The sequence below is a fragment of the Cellulosimicrobium cellulans genome, from assembly GCF_006539945.1.
In the GTDB taxonomy this organism is placed as follows: domain Bacteria; phylum Actinomycetota; class Actinomycetes; order Actinomycetales; family Cellulomonadaceae; genus Cellulosimicrobium; species Cellulosimicrobium cellulans.
Genome location: NZ_BJNZ01000013.1, coordinates 22,924 through 40,474, shown reverse-complemented (window position 1 = coordinate 40,474; position 17,551 = coordinate 22,924). Strand labels below are relative to the sequence as shown.

Sequence of the window (17,551 nt, the reverse complement as noted above, 5' to 3'; positions counted from 1 at the left end):
CGCATGACCAGCCAGACCACGGACGCCGCAGGGGGCGACCGACCGACCACCCGCACCGTGCGCATCGTCATGAACGGCGTGACCGGGCGCATGGGGTACCGCCAGCACCTCGTGCGTTCGATCCTCGCGATCCGGGACGACGGCGGCGTCGAGCTCGACGACGGCACGCGCCTCCAGGTGGAGCCCGTGCTCGTGGGGCGCAACCGCGCCAAGCTCGCGGAGCTCGCAGCCCGCCACGGCGTCGCCGAGTACACGACCGACCTCGACGCGGCGCTCGCGGACCCGACGGCCACGATCTACTTCGACGCGCAGGTCACGTCCGAGCGCACCAAGGCGATCCTCAAGGCGCTCGCGGCGGGCAAGCACGTGTACACGGAGAAGCCGATCGCGGAGTCGGTCGCCGAGGGCGAGGAGCTCGCCGAGGCGGCGCGCGCGGCCGGGGTGATCCACGGCGTCGTGCACGACAAGCTGTACCTGCCCGGCCTGCTCAAGCTGAAGCGGCTCATCGACGGCGGGTTCTTCGGCCGCATCCTGTCCGTCCGCGGCGAGTTCGGGTACTGGGTGTTCGAGGGCGACTGGCAGCCCGCGCAGCGCCCGAGCTGGAACTACCGCGCCGAGGACGGCGGCGGGATGGTCCTCGACATGTTCTGCCACTGGAACTACGTGCTGGAGAACCTGTTCGGGCCGGTCGAGGCGGTCATGGCGAAGGCCGTGACCCACATCCCCGAGCGCTGGGACGAGCACGGCAAGCCCTACGCCGCGACGGCCGACGACGCGGCGTACGGGATCTTCGAGCTCGCCGGGGCGGACGGGCCGATCCTCGCGCAGGTGAACTCGTCGTGGGCGGTGCGCGTGGACCGGGGCGAGCTCGTGGAGTTCCAGGTCGACGGCACGCACGGGTCGGCGGTCGCCGGCCTCTTCGGGTGCCGCATCCAGCCGCGTGCCCGCACGCCCAAGCCCGTGTGGAACCCGGACCTGCCCACCGACCAGGACTTCCGTGCCCAGTGGGAGCAGATCCCGGACAACCAGGAGTTCGTCAACGGGTTCCGGGCGCAGTGGGAGGAGTTCCTGCGCGACGTCCACGCCGGGCGCCCGCACCCCTACGACTTCGACGCCGGCGTGCGTGGCCTGCGCCTCGTGGACGCGGGGTACACCTCGTCGCGCGAGGGTCGTCGGGTGGAGCTCGGCGCTTCGCCGTCCCCCGGGTCCGAGGCCGTGGGCGGCCCGGCGTCCGGGGCGGGGGCGTGAGCGGCCCCCGCGGGGTGCGGATCCCGCTGCCCGGCGGCGGCACGCGGCTCGTCGAGCTGCGCGCGCCCCGGGAGTGGGCGGACCACCCCGGCCCGTACGCGTCGCGCGTCGCGTTCGCGGCGGCGCACGTGGTCGCGGACCCGCGGGGCGAGAACGTCCCCGGCGCGCCGGCCGTCGTCGACTGGGACTCGACGCTCGCGTTCCGGCGGCACCTGTTCCGGTACGGGCTGGGCGTCGCCGAGGCGATGGACACCGCGCAGCGCAACATGGGTCTCGACTGGCCCGCCGTCCAGGAGCTCGTGTCGCGCAGCGCGGCGCAGGCGCACGAGCTGGGAGCGCGCATCGCGTCGGGCGCGGGGACCGACCACCGGGCGCCTGATGACCTGCGGACCGTGGACGACGTGATCGGCGCGTACGCCGAGCAGGTCGAGTTCGTCGAGGGCACGGGGTCGCAGGTCGTCCTCATGGCGTCGCGCCACCTCGCGCGGGTCGCGGCGTCGGCCGACGACTACGTGCGCGTGTACGACGCGATCCTGTCCCAGGTGCGCGAGCCGGTCGTGCTGCACTGGCTCGGCGAGGCGTTCGACCCGAACCTGCGCGGCTACTGGGGGTCCGGGGACGTCGACACCGCGACCGCGACGTTCGTCGACCTCGTGCGCGCCCACGCCGCGAAGGTCGACGGGGTCAAGGTGTCGCTGCTCTCGGCGGCGCACGAGGTCGGGCTACGCGCCGTACTTCCCGAGGGTGTCCGGTTGTACACCGGCGACGACTTCCACTATCCCGAGCTGATCCGGGGTGACGGCGAGCGGCACTCCGACGCGCTGCTCGGCGCGTTCGCGGCCGTCGCGCCCGCCGCCTCCGCCGCGCTCGCGGCGCTCGACGAGGGCGACGTCGACCGCTACGACGCGGAGATGGCCCCGACGCTCTCGCTCTCGCGCCACGTGTTCGAGGCGCCGACGTACTACTACAAGACCGGCATCGCGTTCCTCGCGTGGCTGTCGGGTCATCAGCCCGGGTTCACCATGGTGGGCGGCCTGCAGTCGGCCCGGAGCGTCGTGCACCTCGCGCGGGCCTTCGAGCTCGCGAACGAGGCCCGGCTCCTCCCGGACCCCGAGCTCGCCGCGCACCGCCTCGGCCTCGTCCTCGCAGCGGCAGGTATCGAGACCGGCATCGAGACCGGCACCGAGATCGGTTCCGGAACGAGCTCAGCGGCGTCCGCCGCGGCCGCGTCCGCCCGGGCCGACGTCGGCGAGGTGGTCGCATGAGCACGGAGATCTCGGAGTTCCCGTCCTCCGGGCCCCGGTCTTCCGCCGACCAGGTGATCCTGCCCGCCGACCAGGTGGTCTCGGCTCGTCCTGGTGGCGGGACGGACCAGGACCACCTGCTCGGCGGGGCGGGTCTCGTGGACGTGCCGAACGGGGTGGCCGCGCGGGTGCCGACGCCGGAGCCCGGCGATCCTCGGCTCGCGCGGCTCTCCCTGAACCAGCGCACGACGGCGCACTGGTCGCTGCGCGAGGCGATCGACGGCTGCGTCGCCGCCGGGCTCCCGGCGATCGGGGTCTGGCGCGAGCCCGTCGCGGAGGTCGGGCTCGACACCGCCGTGCGGTGGGTGCGCGACGCCGGGCTGCGGGTGTCGTCCGTGTGCCGCGGCGGCTTCTTCACCGCGAGCGAACCGGACGCGCGTGCCGCGGCCCACGCGAGCAACCTCGCCGCGATCGCCGAGACGGCCGCGCTCGGGGCGCCCACGCTCGTCCTCGTCCCGGGCGGCCTGCCCGACGGCGACCGCGACCTGATCGGTGCACGGGCGCGCGCGGCGGAGGCGATAGCCGCCCTCGTCCCGGCCGCGCGCGACGCGGGCGTGACGCTCGGCATCGAGCCCATGAACCCGATCTTCGCCGCGGACCGTGGCGTCGTCTCGACGCTCGAGCAGGCCCTCGACCTCGCCGAGCCGTTCGCGCCCGAGGAGGTGGGCGTCGTCGTCGACACGTACCACCTGTGGTGGGAGCCGAAGGTCCACGACCAGATCGCCCGGGCGGGCGCCGCGGGTCGGATCGTCAGCTACCAGGTGTGCGACTGGATCACCCCGCTCCCGGCGGACACTCTCCTGGGCCGCGGCATGATGGGCGACGGCCACGTGGACTTCACCGCGTTCACGCGCTCGGTCGCCCAGGCGGGCTACACGGGCGACGTCGAGGTCGAGATCTTCAACGCCGACGTCTGGGCCGCTCCCGGCCCCGACGTCGTGGCCACCCTCTCCCGCCGCTACGTCGAGCTCGTCGAACCCCACCTCACCCCGGCGTGAGTGCATGAAATAGTCGCGTCCGGACGTGCCGGACGCGACTATTTCATGCACTCAGCGTCGGGGCGCGGGCAGCGAGAAGCCCGCGGGCTGGAGGTTTCCTCCTGTCGTGCTGGACGAGGGCACGACGCCCGCGGGCTCCGGTGGTTGCGTGGTACTCGCTCGCCGTCGGGCGCCTCCCCTCGGGAGACCCCGCCCGGTTCACGGGCTCACCGCATCCGGTCCGTTGCTGGATCGGTTGCGCGACGACTAGCGCGCAACCACCTCACGAGTCCGAAGAATCTTCACTTCCAGGACCACCTCCTTTCGCGTGTACGACGACGGTACGTCCGCCCCCGCGGACCGCGCCAGGGGTTTTCGCGCACGGCGTGAGACGCCGAGCGGTGGCGCGCCAGGATCAGGCGGGACGCAGGTGTGCCCACTCCTCGGGGTAGTCGTCGAGCCACGCGGCGAACGACTGCGCGGGGCGCTCGACGAGCCGGGGGACGGTGTCGCTCACGTGCGCGAGCTCGCCCGCGTCGATCGCCGTGTACGACGACACCCACCCGTCGACCTCGAACCGTGGCACCCCGTACCGCTCGCGGGACGCGTAGGCCTCCTCGAGCGTCTCCGCGTGGTAGACGATCTCTCGCCCGGCGGCGGACGACAGGGCGTCGGCCACCTCGGCGAGCGTCAGGGCCTCGGGCCCGGTGATGTCGTAGGTCACCCCGTCGTGGCGGTGCGCGTCCGCGTCGAGCAGGACGACGGTCGCGACGTCTGCGATGTCGTCGTGCGACACGGACGCGACCCGTCCGTCGCCCGCGGGGCCGCGGATCACGCCGTCGTCGCCGACCATGAGCGCGAGCCCGCGGTGGTAGAGGTTGTCGCGCAGGAACGTGTGGCGCACCCCCGTCGCGCGGATGTACTCCTCGGTGCGCCAGTGGTCGCGCGCGAACGTGAAGACGGCGTCCGGCGCCGCCCCGACGAACGACACGTAGACGATGTGCCCGACCCCGGCGGCGATGGCGGCGTCGACCGCCGCGCGGTGCTGCGCGACGCGGTCGAGGTCCTCCCGGGCGGAGACGAGGAACACGGTGTCGACGTCCGTGAACGCCGCGACCATCCCGCGCGTGTCGGTGTACCCGCCGACGACGGCGACGTCCGACTCCGGGAGCGGGTCGTCGCCGAGGCCGGGCGCGCGTGCGGCGTCGCGCACGACGAGGCGCTGCGCCGCGCCCTCGGCGGCGAGGCGGAACGCGAGCTTCGACCCCAGGAGCCCGCTCGCGCCCGTCACGGCGATCCGCCCCGACCTCGCCCCGATCATCATCCCCTCACGGTAGACGCGGCGGTCGCGGGTCGCCCGGCGACGGACCGCACGTGAGGACCGCGCGCGCCTCGCGCAGAATGGGCCCATGACCAGTGCCGAGGCCCCCGGGCCCTACCGCGTCATGACCGTCTGCACCGGCAACATCTGCCGGTCCCCGATGGCCGAGCTGGTCCTGCGCGACCGCTTCGAGGCGGCCGGGCTCGGCGGCCGCGTGGTCGTCGACTCGACGGGGATCAGCGACGAGGAGCGGGGGAACCCGATCGACCGCCGTGCGCGCAGCGTCCTCGCCGAGCACGGGTACGTCGTCGACGGGACCCATCGTGCCCGCCAGGTGCGCGCGGGCGACCTCGCTGCGCGGGACCTCGTGCTCGCGATGACGTCCCAGCACGCCCGCGCCCTGCGCCGCCTCGACGGCGCCGGCCCGGTGCGGATGTACCGCTCGTTCGACCCGGCCGCACCGCGCGTCGGACCGGACGAGCCCGAGCACGTGCTCGACATCGCCGACCCCTGGTACGGCGGTCAGCAGGACTTCGAGGACTGCCTGGCCGAGGTGGAGGCCGCCGCGGACGGGATCGTCGACTTCGTCCGCGCTCGCCTCGACGGCTGAGCCTCCGGCGGCCGCGACCAGCGGAAGCGGTCGAGGAGGGTGGCCAGTGCGGGCACGCGCGACAGCCAGGTGTACAGGGCGAAGCCGAGCACGCCGCCCACGACGTTGAAGATCAGGTCGTCGACGTCGGCGATGTGGCCGCCGCCCAGCAGGTGCGCCGTGACGAGCTGGGTCAGCTCGATCGCCAGGCTGAAGGCGGCCGCCGCGACGACGACCCGCCACCACGACACCCTGGTGAGGATCAGCGGCACGAGCACCCCGAGCGGCACGAACACCAGGACGTTCGTCGCGGCGTCGGCGACCTCGTAGTCCACGAAGGGCACGAGCGCCAGGTGAGCGCTCCACGGAGCGCTGCTCACCGGCTTGTCCAGGAAGACCGGGAACACGGTGTTCGCGACGACACCGGCGGCGTAGACCGCGAGCGCGAGCGCGACGGCGGCCCGTGGCAGCGTGAGCCGGCCCGCCCGGGACGACCGCCAGACGAGCACGGCCAGGATCACCGCCCCGAGGGGGATCACGACGGGAAGGACGGGGACCTCGCGAAACACGTCGACTACTCCTTCTGCTGACCACCCACGCACGACGCCGCCGACGGTATCGCCGCGCCGCCGCCCCGGGATCCACCGGCGGTACGACTCGTGGACCGGAGCCGCCCACCCGAGGGGGTAGGGCTCGGGCGTGGCCGGTCGACGACCACTCCGACCACCCGGAGCGGTGCGCTGCTCCGCTACGACCGGGTCGGGTTGCCCGGAAGCCGGCGGCCGGCCCGGGTGCCGCGGAACGTCCCGACGGCGGCGCCGACCGTGCGCGCGACCGCGCGCCCGGCGCGGTGCGCGCCCGCGCCGAGGCGGGAGAGCAGCGGGCCCGGGCCGCCTGGCGCCGGTGGTGCGTCGTCCGGCGCGGGTGCCCGGTCGTCGTCGGGCACGACGGGCGTGGGACGCGGGAGGTATGCGCCGACCCACTGCGCGATCCGTCCGTACGCGAGCGCGCGCACGGGCCGGGCCGAGAGCACGACGTCGTGCAGCGCGCCGTCGAGACGCACGACCGTGACGAGGTCGCCGAGCTGGACGGACCGCTGCGCGACGCCGTCCACCTCGATCGCCGTGTCGGTGTGCATCATCTCGGGCGCCCAGCGCGGCAGCAGCGTGCTGCGGGCGGAGAGCAGCACGAGCACCGGCGCCCCGATGGACAGGCCGCGCGCGACCGTCTGCTGCCCGCGGAAGACGGCGGACAGCCACGCGGGCGTGGTGCGGAACCCGTGCTGGGGGCGCCACGCGAGGTCGTACGACCACTCGCCGTCGAAGTCCTTGCTCACCGAGCGCGTGTAGAAGCCGAGGTCGACGTTGGGCAGCGGCCGCGTCGGCGTGAGACGCGCACGCGCGCCGATGACGGGCTCGAGGAGCAGGCGACCCACCTCGCGCGTCTGGAACTCCAGCCACGGGCTGTTGAGGACGAGCGCCGCCGCGCGGCCGGGGTTCCGGGCGAGCCACAGGCTCAGGGTCAGGCCGCCCGTCGAGTGGCCCATGAGCACGAGCTCGCGCGGGGAGCGCCCGTGCCCACGGTGGCCGATCGCCGCGAGGGCGGCCTCGATGTCCTCGTCGTACGTCGCGAGGTCCGTGACGTACCCCGGCGTCTGGCCGGGGCGCAGGCTGCGCCCGTACTTGCGCAGGTCGAGCGCGTGGAACCGCGCGCCGTGCGCCTCCCAGAAGTCGGCGAGCTCGGTCTGGAAGAAGTAGTCGGACCAGCCGTGGACGTACAGGACGTCGAGGTGCTGGCCGGTCCCGTCCGCGTCGTCTCCCCCGGCCCGACGGCGGCGCACGAGCGTGGCGACGACGTCGCCCTCGTCGTCGGGGGCGAGCGGCAGCGTGAGCTGCTCGTAGTCCTCCCCGAGGACGTCGGGCTGCCAGTCGGCCATGCGCCCGACCCTAGGCGCGCGGGCGGCCGGTCGCGCGCCGGTCGTCGGGTTCGCGAGCGGGGCGGCGAAGCTGGTGGCGGTGCTCAGCGGGAGGTGCGGCGCGCGCGCCAGCGGGCGACCTCGTGCTCGACGTCGCGCGTCGGCGTGACCACGGGCGGGCCGCCCAGGAGCTGGCGGCGGGCGTCGACGACCCGCGCGTTGAAGTCCGTGAGGATCTCGCGGACGGTCGTCTCGTCGAGCTCTCGGTCGAGCCGGTCGTCGAGCTCTCGGTCCTCCTGCTTGAGCAGCATCGCCGGAGGGCCGAGACCCGTGAGCTGCTCGCGCTCGATGACCGCCTTGAGCCACCAGTCGGGGTCGTGCGTCCCCGTGAGCCCGGGGATCGGCTTGCCCGCGAGCGGGAGGTCGTCGAACTCTCCCCGGCGGATGGCCTGGTCGATCACCGTGTCGACGTACATCGCGCGGTCCTCAGGTCGTACACGGCGCGGACCGCGAGGCGCAGCGTCGTCGTCGGTCGCCCGGGACCCGGCGGCGGGCGCGTCGTGCCCGGCGGGACCGGGCACGTCCCCGCGTCCCGGGTCCTCGCGCTCCGACTCCTCGCGCGCGGTCTCGCGGTCGACCCGGTACTGCGCGGCGCGCCGGACCGGGTCGTCGTCGGGGGTGCTGCGGGACCGTCGTCGGAACACGAGAACCTCCTCTGTCGGCGTTCGTCCACCCTAGGCACGCGCGGCGGCGCGGGACGAGCGGGTGGTCAGCCGTCCAGGAGCGGGTGGTAGCGGCGCCGCAGCCCGCGGTCGACGGCGGCGACCACCCCCGCCACGGACAGCACCGTGTTCACGGAGGGCGGCAGGTCGGGCACGAACGGCGGCGTCCAGCCCGTGAACCCGGAGACGAGGTCGAGCAGCTGCGGCACCTGCGTCACGAGCGCGACCACGAGCACGACCCACGCGGCGACGCCGACGGCGCGGCTCGCCGTCGGGCGCTCGCGGTCCATGCGGTCCCGCCACGCCTCGGCCGTCCCGGGCATCGGCGGGACGTCGTGGACGTCTCCCACGGCGTCGACGGCGCGCACGTACCGCATCCCGTAGAGGCTCATCCGTGCCTCGATCCGTACACCGGGGAGGTCGAAGCGCGCCCGGGACCGCTGCTCGTCGACGAGGCGCCGGTCGCGGTAGAGCCGGATGCGCTCGTCCCAGTCGAGGAAGTCCACGTCCACGACGTACTCGTGCCCGCCGTGCCACAGCACGAACGCGCTGCGCCACAGGACGCCCCACCCCCGGACCGGCCGGAACGCCTCGGCGCGGCCTTCGTGCCCGCGACCCTCCCGAGCGCGACCGTCCCTCGCCCGGTCGTCGGTGCCGTCGTCCCACGCGTCCTCGGTCATGCCGTCCATCCGACCCCGTCGCCCGACGGCGGCGCGTCCCCCGAACGGATGACCCGACCCGCCGAACCCGGGGTTGTGGGCTGCGCGCCCGCCGCATCCACCCGTAACCCCGGGTTCGGCATCGTGCGGTGCCTGCGACGCCGGGCTCGGCAGCGGGCCGGTCCGGTGGACCCGGCATGATGGGGCCATGTCTGGGTCGATGAAGGTCTCGCGCCGCTCGCACGTGCCGCCGTTCGCGGTGATGGAGGTGCTCGCGGAGGCGAACCGCCTGCGCGACGCGGGGGCGTCCGTCCTCAACCTGTGCGCGGGCGAGCCGTCGACGGGGGCGTCGGACGTCGTGCGCCGCCGGGCGATCGAGCTGCTGGAGCACGGCGACCTCGGCTACACGGAGTCGCTCGGCGTCCCGGCCCTGCGTCGGGCGATCGCGGAGCACTACGACCGCTGGTACGGCGTCGAGGTCGACCCGGCGCGCGTCGCCGTGACGACCGGGTCCTCCGGCGGGTTCCTCCTCGCGTTCCTCGCGGCGTTCGACGTCGGCGACCGCGTCGCGCTGGCCCGCCCCGGCTACCCCGCCTACAAGAACATCCTGCGGGCGCTGGGCTGCGAGGTCGTCGAGCTCGACTGCGGGCCCGAGACGCGCTACCAGCCCACGGTGTCGCAGCTCATGGAGGCGTACTACGACGGCGGCCTCGACGGCCTGGTCGTCGCGAGCCCGGCGAACCCGACGGGGACGATGATCCTGCCCGCCGAGCTCGACGCCGTCGCGGCGTGGTGCGCCGACCACGACGTCCGGCTCGTGAGCGACGAGATCTACCACGGCATCACGTACGACGACGCGGCGGGCGCCTCTCCCGCGGCGCTGCCGACCGCGGCGCGGTACGTCGGCGAGGGCGCCGTCGTCGTCAGCTCGTTCTCGAAGTACTGGGCCATGACGGGCTGGCGCCTGGGGTGGCTCGTGCTGCCGGACGAGCTCGTCGGGCCGGTCGACGCGCTCGCGGGGAACGTCGCGCTGTCCCCGCCCGCGCTCGCGCAGCACGCGGGCGTCGCGGCGTTCTCGCCCGAGGGGTACGCGGCCGCCGCGGAGAACGTCGCGCGCTACGCGGCGTCGCGCGAGCTCGTGCTGTCGCGGCTCGACGACCTCGGGTGGTCGCGCGTCGCCCCGGCCGACGGCGCGTTCTACGTCTACGCGGACGTCTCCGGGGACGGGCTCGACTCCGTGACGTGGTGCGAGCGCCTGCTCGCCGAGGCGGGTGTCGCGCTCACCCCGGGCACGGACTTCGACGGCGTCCGGGGCGGCGACTGGGTGCGCCTCTCCTTCGCGGCGGCCCCGGCGACGGTCGCCGAGGCCGTGGAGCGGATCGTCGCCTGGCGACGCACCCTCTGACGCGTCTGGTCGCGACCGTCGCGGGCTCGCGCGAGGATCGTGCGGTGCCGACCGACCCCGCCGCTCCCGGACTCCCCCCGCGACCCGACGGCGCGCTGCGCCTCGCGACCTTCAACGCCCTGCACGGCGCCGCGCTCGACGGGACGGTCGACGTCGAGCGGTTCGCGCGCGCGGTCGCGTACCTCGACGCGGACGTGCTCGCGCTGCAGGAGGTCGAGCGCGACTCGCCGCGCTCGCAGCGCGCCGACCTCGTCGCCGTCGCGGCGGAGGCGCTCCGCGCCGACCACCGGCACTTCTCCCCGACGCTGCGCGGCGTCTCCGGCGCGTGGGTCCGCGCGGCCCGACCGGGAGCGGGGGTGCGGCGCGTGCCCGGCGTCGCGTCCTACGGGATCGGGCTGGTCAGCCGGTTCCCGGTCGCCCGGTGGTCGCGGCTCGAGCTCGACCGGATGCCGTGGCGCTCGCGCGTCCGCCGCCGGGTGCCCGGCGCGGCGCGCGGGGCCGCGCGCCTCGTCCCGTTCCGCGTGGTCCCGGACGAGCCCCGCGCGGCGCTCGCCGCCGCCGTCGTGACGCCGTGGGGGCCGTTGACGGTGGTGACGGCACACACCACGTCCCGGCCCGAGTTCACGGCCGACCAGCTCCGGTCCTTCGCGGGGGCCTGCGCGCCGCTCCCCCGCCCGCTCGTCCTGCTGGGCGACCTCAACCTGCGGGCGCCCGAGCCCGCGGAGATCACCGGCTTCACGTCGCTCGCCGACGTGCTGACCCACCCCGTCGACCGGCCCGCGCGGCAGATCGACCACGTGCTCGCCGACTCCGCCCCCGGGCGGGCGACGGTCCGGGCCCTCGGCCCCGCGACGGCCGTCGACACGGGCCTGTCCGACCACCGCGCGGTCGTGGTCGACGTGGTCGTCGAACCGCAGGCGGGCGCCACCGCCTGAGCGCTACGCTCCGAGCGAAGGCGTCGACGCGAGGGAGCGGCCCGATGGTTCCGGAGATCAACTACTGGGCGGTGCTGGCCGCGACGGTGTCGAGCATGGTCGTGGGCTCGGTCTGGTACACGCCGAAGGTGTTCGGCACGTACTGGATGCGCGTCGCGAAGGTCGACCCGTCCGGGGAGGGGCGTGACGCGGTCGTGCCGATCGTCGTGACCCTCGTGGTCAGCTTCGTCACCGCGTGGGTGCTCGCGGGGGCGACGTACCTCGCGTGGTCCTTCTACGGCGGTGGCTACCTCGGCAACGCGCTGCTGACCGCCGTCGTGCTGTGGGCGGGGTTCACCGCCGCGCGGTTCGTCACGCACGACGCGTTCGAGGGTCGGCCGGCGGGGCTCACGGTCCTCAACGCCGCGCACGAGCTGGTCACCGTGCTCGTGATGGGGCTGCTGGTCGGGCTGATCACGCCCGCCGGGGTGTAGTCAGGCGGCGAGCCCGACCTCGCGCGGCGAGGGGTCGCCGTCGGGCAGGACCGCGTCGGGGACGGCGCTCGTGGCCGCGCCCGGGACGACCGCGGCAGGGGTCGCCTCGTCGACGACGGTCGCGCGGCGGCGCGCCCGCGCGCGGACGAGCACGACGATCGCCTGCACGCCGATGACGATCCACACGATGTTGGCGGCCACCGACGGCCACACCCCGTTCGCGGCCGCGACCATGCCCATGAGGCCGGCGGCGGTGAGGTTGGTGAGCTGGAACGGGGCGGACGACGCGGCCCAGCGGCCGCGGCTGACCATCGCGTAGGCGACGACGCCGGCGGCGGCGCCGATCCAGCCGAGGAACATGACGAACGCGTCGAGGGTGACGGGCACAGCGGTACTCCGGTGACGAAGAGGGGTGGAGGGGGGTACCGCGACGCTGCGGTGGCTGTGCGCTCCGGGCCGATGGCTGGTGGCGCGGTGGTGCGGAAGCTCGGGCGCCGACCCGTAAGGAGGAGGAGGTAACCGACCGGCGCCACGACAAGTGTGAGGCCTTCGGCGCTTCAGCACAATCGAAGGATCCTGCACCGGGCGTTTAGCATCTCTACATGGCGACGGACCCACGCAGACTTGGTTTCCTCCTTGCCGTGCACCGCGGCGGGGGCATTCTCGCGGCAGCAGACCTTCTGCACGTCACCCCGTCCGCGGTCTCCCAGCAGATCCAGCGCCTCGAGGCCGAGGAGGGCGTCGCCGTCCTCGACCGCGGACCGCGCGGCGTGACCCTCACACCGGCCGGGCGCGTGCTCGCCGAGACGGCCGAGCGCATCGAGACGGAGCTCGTCGAGGCGCGCAAGGCGCTCGCGGCACTGGGCGACGAGGTCACCGGCCGCGTCGCCGTGGGGTCGTTCCAGACGGCGATCCGCGCCGTCGTCGCGCCCGTCGCCGGGCGACTGGCGGAGACGGCGCCGGGCATCGAGCTCGACGTGCAGGAGCGCGAGCCCACCGAGGCGCTGCGCCTCCTGCGCGCGGGCGAGCTCGACGTCGTGCTCCTGGAGCGGGACTACGAGGCCGACTCCCCCGCGCCGCGCGGGACGCGCGAGATCGTGCTGCTGGACGAGCCGTGGCGGCTCGTGGTCCCGGCGAGCATGCCCACCCCGACCCGTCTCGACGACGTGCGCGACGTCGTCTGGCTCGGCCCCGAGCCGGGCACCGCCGCCGCGCGCGCCCTGCGCCGTCTGTCCCGCGGGCTCGGCGGGACCGTGCGCACGCGCCACAACTACTACGACTTCGACGTCGCGCTGTCGCTCGTCGCGGCCGGGCTCGGCGTCGCGATGCTCCCGGCGCTCGCGGTCGAGGGCGGCGCGTCGGACGAGGTGCCCGACGGCGTCACGGTCGTCGGCCTGCCCGGCCTCGGATCACGTCGCCTCGTCGCACGCCACCGCGCGACCCGCCACGAGCCCCGTCCGGTCGTCTCCGCGGTCCTCGACGAGATGGTCGCCGCCGCGGCGGACATCGCCTTCGCCTGACGCCGAGGTTGCGGTTCTTGCGCGCGCCCTCGCCCGAGCACAGGAAGATCTCCCGGGCTCGTCGGTCCGGACGTAGCCTGCCGGGGTGGACGTAGCGGTGGTGGGGGCGACGGGAGACGTCGGCCGGCAGGTGTGCACGCAGATCGTCGAGCGACGGGTGCTCCCGCCGACGGCGCGGCTCCAGCTCGTGGGACGCGCGGGCGGGGCGTCCGGACGGGCCGTGCACGGGCTGCGCGCCGACCTCGTCGACGCGTACGACGAGCACGCGCCCCTGCTCGACGTCGCGCACTCCCCCGAGGACGTCACGGCCGACGTGATCGTCGTCGCCGCGGGCCTCACGCCCCCGGCCCGGACGGGAGCCGACCCCGACCGCCGGGTCCTCGCCGCCACGAACGGCGCCGTGCTCGCGGAGTACGCCGACGCCATCGCGCGCCACGGGTCGGGGCACGAGGTGGTCGTCGTGGTGACCAACCCCGTGGAGCTCGGCGTCGCCGTCATGGCGGAGCGTCTCGGGCGGCACCGTGTGCTCGGGATGGGCGCGTGGCTCGACACGTTGCGGTTCCGGCGCGAGCTCGCGGTCGAGCTGGGCGTGCGGCGGCACCGCGTCGGCGGGTTCGTCGGGGGTCAGCACGGCGAGGACGCCGTGCCGCTGTGGTCGACGGTCCGCGTGAGCGGTCTGGACGCCGACGAGCGGGCCCGCGCCGTCGCGGCGCTGCGGAGGGGTCGCACGCTCGACGCGCTGCCCGCCGAGATCGCGGCCGCGAAGGACGAGCTCGCACGCGTCGCCGCGGCGGACATGGGTGCCGCGTTCGACCTCATCGACACGTGGCCTGCGGACCTACGGCTCGTCACGCGGCCCTGGATGACGCACCAGTCGGGCGCCAAGACGCCCGCCGGGACGGCCAGCGCGACCGTCGACCTGCTCGAGGTCGTCCTCGACGGGCGCGAGATCGTCGTCGCCGGGCAGGTGGCCCTCGACGGCGAGCTCGACGGACGGCTCGATGGGACGCGCTCGGGTCCTGACGGCGACCCGCACCGCGGCGTGCTCGGCGTCCCCGTCGTGCTCGGCCCCGGCGGCTGGACGCGGGTCCTCCTCGACGAGCTGCCCGACGACGAGGCGCGCCGCCTCGCGCAGGCGGCGGACGGCATCGCTGCGACCGTCGCCGCGTCCGGGTCGGCGCGGAGCGCCGTGCCTGTGCCGTCGGCACGACTCGACGGTCCGCAGGGCGGCTCGGGGGACGGGGACGACGCGGGCGACGGGACGGACCGGGCCGACCGGACGGACCTGCGCGACCGGGCGGCGCCGGGCGGGGTCCGGGGTGCGGAGACGTCGTGGGTCGCGACCGTGCACGGGCTCGACCAGCCGGGCACGCTCACCGCGCTCACGGGCGTGTTCTCGACGCGGGGCGTGAGCTTCGACTCGCTGGCGACCGGACCCGTGGACGGCGACGGCCGGGCCGGCCGGATCGTCGTGACGTTCCGTGCGACGCCGCGCCGCACGCGGGCCCTCGAGCGCGCCGTCCGGCGCCTCGCGACGGTGCGCTGCGTCGTCGTGGAGCCGTCAGACCCTCCCGCGCGCCGCTGACCGCCCCCGCGCTCGGCCGGGACCGTGCCGGGCGACGCCGCCGATTGACGCGTAGCGTCGTCGGAAGGCCGCCACGGCAGAGGGGGAAGCGTGTCCGAAGACAAGTACCGCGTGCTCGTCCTCGAGGACGACCGCGACACGGCGGAGTTCCTGCGGATCACGCTCGAGCGCTACGGCAAGATGTCGGTGGACTCCGTCGAGTCGGTCGACGAGGCCGTCGCGGCGCTACGGCGGCAGCGCTACGACGTGCTCGTCAGCGACATCCAGCTGCCGGGCCGTTCCGGGCTCGACCTCCTGCCCGAGGCCCGGGCGATCGACCCGGCGATGCGCGTCATGATCGTCACCGCCTACCCCACCGTCGACCACGCGATCAGCGCGCTGCGCGAGTCCGCGGACGACTTCCTCGTGAAGCCGGTGGTCACGGAGGAGCTCGTCCGGCGTGCGACCCGGCTCGCGCAGCAGGCCCGGGCCCTGCGCTCCGCGACCCGGCAACGCGTCCTGGCCGTCGGAGCGCACCCGGACGACGTCGAGATCGGGGTGGGGGCCACGCTCGCCGCGCACGCCGCCGCGGGCGACCAGATCGTGACCCTCGTCCTCTCCGGCGGCGCGGTCGGTGGCGAGACCTCGGCTCGACGCTCCGAGGCGGCCGCGGCGGCCGCCGTCGTCGGTGCGCGCCTCGTGCACCTCGACTTCCCGGACACGAGGCTCGACCCCGCGGCCGGGATGATCACCGCGATCGAGGACGTCGTCCGTGACGTCAGCCCGACCCGGATCTACACCCACGGCATCCACGACCGCCACCAGGACCACCGGGCCGTGCACGAGGCGGTCCAGATCGCCGCGCGAGCGGTCCCGGGGCTGTGGTGCTTCCAGAGCCCCTCCTCGACGGTCGAGTTCGCACCCAACCGCTTCGTCGACGTCGACGGGTTCGTCGACACGAAGCTGGAGATGCTGGCCGCGTTCGCGTCCCAGTCGCACCGCGAGTACATGCAGCCGGACGTGGTGCGGGCCACCGCGCGGTACTGGTCGAGGTTCAGCCCGGCCCGCGACGCAGAGCCGCTCGAGACCGTCCGCGCCAGCGAGACGCTCGCGCACCCTGACGCGGTCCACGCCGCACCGGCGGTCGACGGGCAGGGGGCCGACTCGGGTCATGGGGTGGGCGGCGGACGGTGAGCGCGCCGCCCACGGAGCTCGGCGAGCGGTACCCGGTCCTGCGGCTCGGCTGGGCGGACGAGGACGCCGTCGCGCTGCGCCAGCTGCCGATCACGCTCTCCGTGGTGATCGCCGCCGTGGCGCTGTGGTGGATGGTGGAGCCGGCCCGCCCGGCGCTGCTGGTCGCGGCGGTCGTGCTCTCGGCCGGGGTGCTCGTGGTCGCGGCGCTCGGTCGCTGGGAGACGTGGCCCGTCTCGTGGCGCTTCGCGTGCTCGCTCGCCCAGATGCTCGCGATCGCCCTGCTCGACGCCGGGGCCGGGTTGCCGGCGGCGACCCTCGACATCCTGCTCGTCCTCCCCCTCGCGAGCCTGGCGCTCCGGCCCGGATCGGTCGGCCCCACCATCGGGCTCGCGGGCGCCGCCGTGGTCCTCCTCGTGCCGGTCGTCGCGGACATCGGCCGGGTGCAGCCGGTCCTGCACGCCGTCGTCACGTTCCTCATCCTCGCGACGCTCGCGCTCGGCATCCACGGCATCGTGACGCTCGCGCGGGGCCAGGCCGTCCAGCTGGCACACGCCCGGGACGACCTGGTCGCGACGGCAGAGCGGCTCCGCGACTCGCGTGACACCCTGGCCGGGATCCTCGCCGCTGCGACCGAGCAGGCCTTCCTCGCCACCGACGTCGCGGGACGGGTGGTGTCCGCCAACACGGGCGCCGAGCGCATCCTCGGCCTGGGTGCGAGCACGCTCGTCGGGCGGGACGTCGTCGGCCTCCTCGGCGCGGAACCGCCCGCGACGAGCGGGGGCGGGGCCCCGGACGGCGCCGCACCACCGGTTCTCGCGACGACCGTCGGTGCCGCCGCGCACGGCGGTACCGAGGTGCACGAGCGCGACTACACGCTGCCCGACGGCGCACGTCGTCGGCTCGAGGTGGTCGTGACCCGGAGGCCGGCGCTCGCGGGTGCCGCGCCCGAGCTCCCGGCGGGCTACCTGTTCGTCGCGACGGACATCACGCGGCGCTACGAGTCGGAGCAGGAGCAGGACGCGTTCATCGGCCTGGTCAGCCACGAGCTGCGGACGCCGCTGGCGTCGATCCTCGGGTACGTCGAGCTGCTCGGCATGCGTCCCGAGGCCCTGGACGACGAGCAGCAGCGCTACCTCCAGGTCGTCGGGCGCAACGCCCACCAGCTCCAGACGCTGGTCGAGGACCTGCTCACCAGCGCACAGGTGGTCTCCGGAGCCTTCTCCCTCCTGCCCACGGAGCTGGACGTGGTCCGCGTGGTCCGTGACGTCGTCGTGGCCGACCGGCCCGTCGCGGACCAGGCGGAGGTCGAGATCGTCGCGGACGGCGACCCCGAGGTCCCCCTGCGGTCCGACGCGCGCCGGCTGGGGCAGGTCGTGGAGAACCTGCTCACCAACGCCGTGAAGCACAGCCCGCCCGGTAGCCAGGTGCGCGTGAGCGTGACGCGCGAGCACGACGACGGACCCACCCGTCGCGTCCGCGTCCGGGTCGTCGACCACGGGACGGGCATCCCGGCGGACGAGCTCGCGCACCTCACCGAGCGCTTCTACCGGACGCGGGACACGGTCCGCCGCCGCGTGCGCGGCGTGGGTCTCGGCCTGTCCCTCGTGCAGACCGTCGTCGACGAGCACGGCGGCAGCCTGACCATCGCCAGCGAGCCGGGCCGCGGGACCCAGGTGGACGTGCTCCTGCCGGACCTTCCGCCGGGACCGGATGCGCCGTAGGAGG

At 75.0% G+C, this 17,551-nt stretch carries 17 protein-coding genes; 11 read left to right on the top strand and 6 right to left on the bottom strand.

What is annotated here, in order from left to right; genetic code table 11:
* Positions 1 to 3: 3 nt before the first annotated feature.
* From CCE02nite_RS11340 to CCE02nite_RS11330, 3 genes are read left to right on the top strand one after another with little or no spacing between them, the layout of a single operon-like run.
* Positions 4 to 1,248, top strand: coding sequence for a Gfo/Idh/MocA family protein (locus tag CCE02nite_RS11340; protein WP_218027095.1), 1,245 nt, complete (start codon positions 4 to 6; stop codon positions 1,246 to 1,248).
* Positions 1,245 to 2,513: a dihydrodipicolinate synthase family protein gene (locus tag CCE02nite_RS11335; RefSeq protein ID WP_141389749.1), complete on the top strand. Its 1,269-nt coding sequence runs from the start codon at positions 1,245 to 1,247 to the stop codon at positions 2,511 to 2,513. The genes CCE02nite_RS11340 and CCE02nite_RS11335 overlap by 4 nt, the downstream gene beginning before the upstream one ends.
* Complete coding sequence (locus tag CCE02nite_RS11330) at positions 2,510 to 3,550, top strand: sugar phosphate isomerase/epimerase family protein (RefSeq protein WP_141389748.1); 1,041 nt, start codon at positions 2,510 to 2,512, stop codon at positions 3,548 to 3,550. The genes CCE02nite_RS11335 and CCE02nite_RS11330 overlap by 4 nt, the downstream gene beginning before the upstream one ends.
* A 394-nt stretch (positions 3,551 to 3,944) precedes the next feature.
* Here CCE02nite_RS11330 and CCE02nite_RS11325 read toward each other — a convergent pair whose 3' ends face one another.
* Positions 3,945 to 4,853 carry an SDR family oxidoreductase gene (locus CCE02nite_RS11325; protein ID WP_141389747.1) on the bottom strand — a complete coding sequence of 303 codons (909 nt, stop codon included), beginning with the start codon at positions 4,851 to 4,853 and terminating at the stop codon, positions 3,945 to 3,947.
* Positions 4,854 to 4,938: 85 nt separating this feature from the next.
* On the opposite strand from CCE02nite_RS11325, the gene CCE02nite_RS11320 reads away from it, so the two are divergent.
* Positions 4,939 to 5,460 carry a low molecular weight protein-tyrosine-phosphatase gene (locus tag CCE02nite_RS11320; protein ID WP_255318811.1) on the top strand — a complete coding sequence of 174 codons (522 nt, stop codon included), beginning with the start codon at positions 4,939 to 4,941 and terminating at the stop codon, positions 5,458 to 5,460.
* Here the strand turns inward: CCE02nite_RS11320 and CCE02nite_RS11315 are convergent.
* The 4 genes from CCE02nite_RS11315 to CCE02nite_RS11300 form a co-directional block, all read right to left on the bottom strand.
* Entirely contained in the window at positions 5,373 to 6,008 is a 636-nt protein-coding gene (locus CCE02nite_RS11315) for a VanZ family protein (protein WP_141389746.1), read from the bottom strand. The two genes, CCE02nite_RS11320 and CCE02nite_RS11315, sit on opposite strands and share 88 nt — an antisense overlap.
* Positions 6,009 to 6,187: 179 nt before the next feature.
* Positions 6,188 to 7,375, bottom strand: coding sequence for an alpha/beta hydrolase (locus tag CCE02nite_RS11310; protein ID WP_170227294.1), 1,188 nt, complete (start codon positions 7,373 to 7,375; stop codon positions 6,188 to 6,190).
* 83 nt (positions 7,376 to 7,458) lie between these two features.
* On the bottom strand, positions 7,459 to 8,058 hold the full coding sequence (locus CCE02nite_RS11305; RefSeq protein ID WP_141389745.1) for a DnaJ family domain-containing protein: 600 nt from the start codon (positions 8,056 to 8,058) through the stop codon (positions 7,459 to 7,461).
* Positions 8,059 to 8,123: 65 nt separating this feature from the next.
* On the bottom strand, positions 8,124 to 8,756 hold the full coding sequence (locus CCE02nite_RS11300; protein ID WP_141389744.1) for a hypothetical protein: 633 nt from the start codon (positions 8,754 to 8,756) through the stop codon (positions 8,124 to 8,126).
* Between the two features lie 199 nt (positions 8,757 to 8,955).
* Between CCE02nite_RS11300 and CCE02nite_RS11295 the strand changes: the two genes are divergently transcribed.
* The 3 genes from CCE02nite_RS11295 to CCE02nite_RS11285 are packed head-to-tail and all read left to right on the top strand — an operon-like array spanning position 8,956 to position 11,548.
* Positions 8,956 to 10,140: a pyridoxal phosphate-dependent aminotransferase gene (locus CCE02nite_RS11295; protein WP_141389794.1), complete on the top strand. Its 1,185-nt coding sequence runs from the start codon at positions 8,956 to 8,958 to the stop codon at positions 10,138 to 10,140.
* Positions 10,141 to 10,184: 44 nt separating this feature from the next.
* Positions 10,185 to 11,075, top strand: a complete 891-nt coding sequence (locus CCE02nite_RS11290; RefSeq protein WP_255318810.1) for an endonuclease/exonuclease/phosphatase family protein — start codon at positions 10,185 to 10,187, stop codon at positions 11,073 to 11,075.
* A 44-nt stretch (positions 11,076 to 11,119) separates the two neighbouring features.
* Positions 11,120 to 11,548, top strand: a complete 429-nt coding sequence (locus CCE02nite_RS11285) for a DUF1761 domain-containing protein (protein ID WP_141389743.1) — start codon at positions 11,120 to 11,122, stop codon at positions 11,546 to 11,548.
* Here CCE02nite_RS11285 and CCE02nite_RS20650 read toward each other — a convergent pair whose 3' ends face one another.
* The gene (locus tag CCE02nite_RS20650; RefSeq protein WP_174774910.1) at positions 11,549 to 11,935 is read right to left on the bottom strand and encodes a CBU_0592 family membrane protein; all 387 of its coding nucleotides are present in this window, start codon (positions 11,933 to 11,935) and stop codon (positions 11,549 to 11,551) included. It lies immediately after the preceding gene.
* A gap of 215 nt (positions 11,936 to 12,150) precedes the next feature.
* Between CCE02nite_RS20650 and CCE02nite_RS11275 the strand changes: the two genes are divergently transcribed.
* From CCE02nite_RS11275 to CCE02nite_RS11260, 4 genes are all read left to right on the top strand, one after another.
* Positions 12,151 to 13,068, top strand: a complete 918-nt coding sequence (locus CCE02nite_RS11275; RefSeq protein ID WP_141389742.1) for a LysR family transcriptional regulator — start codon at positions 12,151 to 12,153, stop codon at positions 13,066 to 13,068.
* A gap of 85 nt (positions 13,069 to 13,153) precedes the next feature.
* A complete protein-coding gene (locus tag CCE02nite_RS11270; RefSeq protein ID WP_141389741.1) occupies positions 13,154 to 14,653 on the top strand; it encodes a lactate/malate family dehydrogenase in 1,500 nt (499 codons plus the stop codon).
* Between the two features lie 90 nt (positions 14,654 to 14,743).
* Positions 14,744 to 15,826, top strand: a complete 1,083-nt coding sequence (locus tag CCE02nite_RS11265) for a PIG-L family deacetylase (protein WP_141389740.1) — start codon at positions 14,744 to 14,746, stop codon at positions 15,824 to 15,826.
* Positions 15,823 to 17,547, top strand: coding sequence for a sensor histidine kinase (locus CCE02nite_RS11260; protein WP_141389739.1), 1,725 nt, complete (start codon positions 15,823 to 15,825; stop codon positions 17,545 to 17,547). Before CCE02nite_RS11265 ends, CCE02nite_RS11260 begins: the two co-directional genes overlap by 4 nt.
* Positions 17,548 to 17,551: the final 4 nt, after the last annotated feature.